The sequence below is a fragment of the Paraclostridium benzoelyticum genome, from assembly GCF_001006285.1.
GTDB classification, from domain to species: Bacteria; Bacillota; Clostridia; order Peptostreptococcales; family Peptostreptococcaceae; genus Paraclostridium; species Paraclostridium benzoelyticum.
On the sequence record NZ_LBBT01000103.1, the window covers coordinates 1 to 2951 of the forward strand.

Below are 2951 nucleotides of genomic sequence, written 5' to 3' on the forward strand. Positions count from 1 at the left end.
ATTTTAATATTGACTATTTGAACTAAAAACATTATAATTTAAATTTGTTAGAATTCTTACTTTCGGAGGTGAATATTATATTGAGAAACATCCTTAATATATTTAAAAAAGATTTAAAAGACATATTTACAAATTATGCTATGCTTATAGTTGTAATCGCACTTTGTATTTTACCTTCTTTATATGCATGGTTTAATATAAAGGCATCTTGGGATCCATATGGTAGTACTAGTAACATATCTGTAGCTATCGTAAACAACGATAAAGGGACTACTGTAAGGGACAAAGAAATAAATATCGGTGATGAACTTGTAAAAAACCTAAGAGATAACTCTGATTTAGGTTGGAAATTTGTTAATAAAGACAACGCTTTAAAGGGTGTTAAAGATGGTAAATATTATGCATCTATTGAAATACCTGCAAATTTCTCAAAAGATTTAACTTCTCTGATATCATCTGATGTAAAAAAAGGTGAATTAATTTACTCTGTAAATGAGAAGATAAATGCTATTGCTCCAAAAATTACGGATAAAGGAGCATCTACTATACAATTACAAATAAATCAAACTGTAGTTGAAACAGTAAGTCAAGTTTTATTTGAAGTATCTAATGAATTAGGAATAGAACTTGAAGGTCAAATTCCAAAACTAAACGATGTTGAAAATTCTTTAGTTGAAGTGCAAGGTAAATTTGGAGATTTAAACGAAACAATAAATCTTGCATCTAATGGTGTTGTTAAAGCTACTGATTTAGTTAAAGATATTCAAAAAGATTTACCTTTAATAAAAAATACTATAAACCAAGCTCAAGGATTGTCAGCTGATGTTCAAAAGTTTTTAAAGAGCTCTCAAGATAGTATAAATAAAGTTGCTCCTATAATAAAAAATGATATAGGTTTAATGAATGATATATCTAACTCAATTATGGATACTGCAAATGCACTTAACAATGCAATTAAGAATGGTTCTGATGATGCTATAATGCTAATAGATAATCTATCAAGTAAGTTACATAATTTAGCAACTATAAATAATTCTGTTTTAGAGTTTTTAACTAAATTAAATAACCTTACTCAAAACCATCCTTTAAGTGATACTATAAATAGATTAAAGGATTTAGATTCAAAATTAACTCAAGGTATGAATTCTTTAAGTTCGATAAAGAGTCAAATTCAAAGTGGACAAACACCTGCAGATGATGTTTTAGGTAATGTCTTAAAGATAGGCTCTGACATACAGTCAATTACATCTTCATTATATAATAATTTTGATGGTAAAGTTTCAGGACCTATAAATGATATATTTGAAAAGGGATATTCAGTTAGTGATGATGTTATAAAAACACTTCAAGAAGCTGAAAATAAACTTCCTCAGGCTGAAGATATACTAAATACTACACTTAAGTTGTCAGATAAAGGTCTTGAAGGAATCAACTACGCTAAAGAAAAATTACCTAAAGTAGAAAGTATGGTAAATGAACTTACTGATGCAGTTAAAAAGATAAATGACGAAGAAAATCTTAATGATTTAGTTAAATTGCTTAAAAATGATATAGTATCTAAAAAGAATTTCTTAAAAGAACCTGTTACGGTTAAAGAAAATAAGTTATATCCTATAGAAAATTATGGATCAGCTATGACTCCATTCTATACAGTATTATCACTATGGGTTGGATTGCTTTTGCTATCTTCACTTTTATCTGCTGAAGTCCATGGAGATTATAAATCTTATGAAGTTTATTTTGGTAGAGGACTTACATTTGTAGCAATTGCAATAATCCAAGCACTAATAGTAAGTTTAGGAGATATTTATGTTCTTGGTGTAAAACCTGTAGATCCAGTTCTACTAGTATTAGGTTCTGTGTTTACAAGTATAGTGTTTACAGCTATTGTATACTCTTTACTTTCTGTATTCGGTAATATGGGTAAAGCTATGGGAATTATACTTTTGGTTATCCAAGTAGCTGGTTCAGGTGGTACATTCCCAATAGAGGTTACACCTGAGTTTTTCCAAATGGTAAATCCATATCTCCCATTTACTTATGCAATTTCTATGTTAAGAGAGTCTGTAGGTGGGGTTTATACTCCTGTATTATATAGAGATTTATCTATTCTAACATTCTATATAGTAATTTCTCTTATAATTGCATTACCTCTAAAAAAACCTATAAACAAAATTTATCATAAATTTAATGAAAAATTCAGCGAGAGTGGTCTTTCTGAACATTAAAAAAAGAGATAGGATAATTCCTATCTCTTTTTTAATAATCATATTCTGTTATGTTTTCACACATAGTTATATTTATAGTCTTATCTAGTGAGTTTTTGTATGATAGTAAAAGTTCATTAAGCTCTGCATCAACAAGATTTATCTTTCCTTTACTTATTAAAGTAACTTGTTCTTGATCTAGTATAATTCTTATATCATTATGATCATTTTTTATATATGTTTCTACAGAAGCTTTTGGTTTTATCTTAAAATTATATTTTTCGTAAAACCCTATACTTTTTTTTATTTCTTCAAAATTGACATTGTCCATATTACTTAAATCTATATTTTTAGGATCTATACCAATATTCTTTAATTGTTCATCAATTTCAGAAGAATCCATTCCATATCTCTCCATAAATTTCTTTTGTATATTTATAAATTTTTCTTGAGATATGTTATTTTTATTCATATATTCCATTATTTTTTTAGAAAACTCGACCATACTCATACTACCACTCATTACTGAGTTATACAGAGTATATATATATTGTTCAAACTTATCTACATCAGAATCTTTTACTTTATTTTTTAATTCATTGAAATCAATTATTCTATCGTCTGACATCGCTTTACCTCCTGATTAACCTTTATCTTTTAACCTTATTACTATTATATTCTAATAAAGTTTTAATGTCTACATATTGAAATTTAGCTTATATTTAATTTATATTCTCCACTAAA

2 protein-coding genes are annotated in these 2951 nt (G+C 27.1%); one reads left to right on the top strand and one right to left on the bottom strand.

Annotated elements, in window-relative coordinates; genetic code table 11:
* The first annotated feature begins 80 nt into the window (after nucleotides 1–80).
* Entirely contained in the window at nucleotides 81–2228 is a 2148-nt protein-coding gene (locus tag VN21_RS04535; RefSeq protein ID WP_046822251.1) for a YhgE/Pip domain-containing protein, read from the top strand.
* 31 nt (nucleotides 2229–2259) lie between these two features.
* Here VN21_RS04535 and VN21_RS04540 read toward each other — a convergent pair whose 3' ends face one another.
* Nucleotides 2260–2835, bottom strand: a complete 576-nt coding sequence (locus VN21_RS04540; RefSeq protein WP_046822252.1) for a DUF3867 domain-containing protein — start codon at nucleotides 2833–2835, stop codon at nucleotides 2260–2262.
* Nucleotides 2836–2951: the final 116 nt, after the last annotated feature.

Excerpts from the sequence above, each read along its gene's own strand:
- VN21_RS04540 (WP_046822252.1), bottom strand. The coding sequence starts at position 2,835 with ATGTCAGACGATAGAATAATTGATTTCAATGAATTAAAAAATAAAGTA.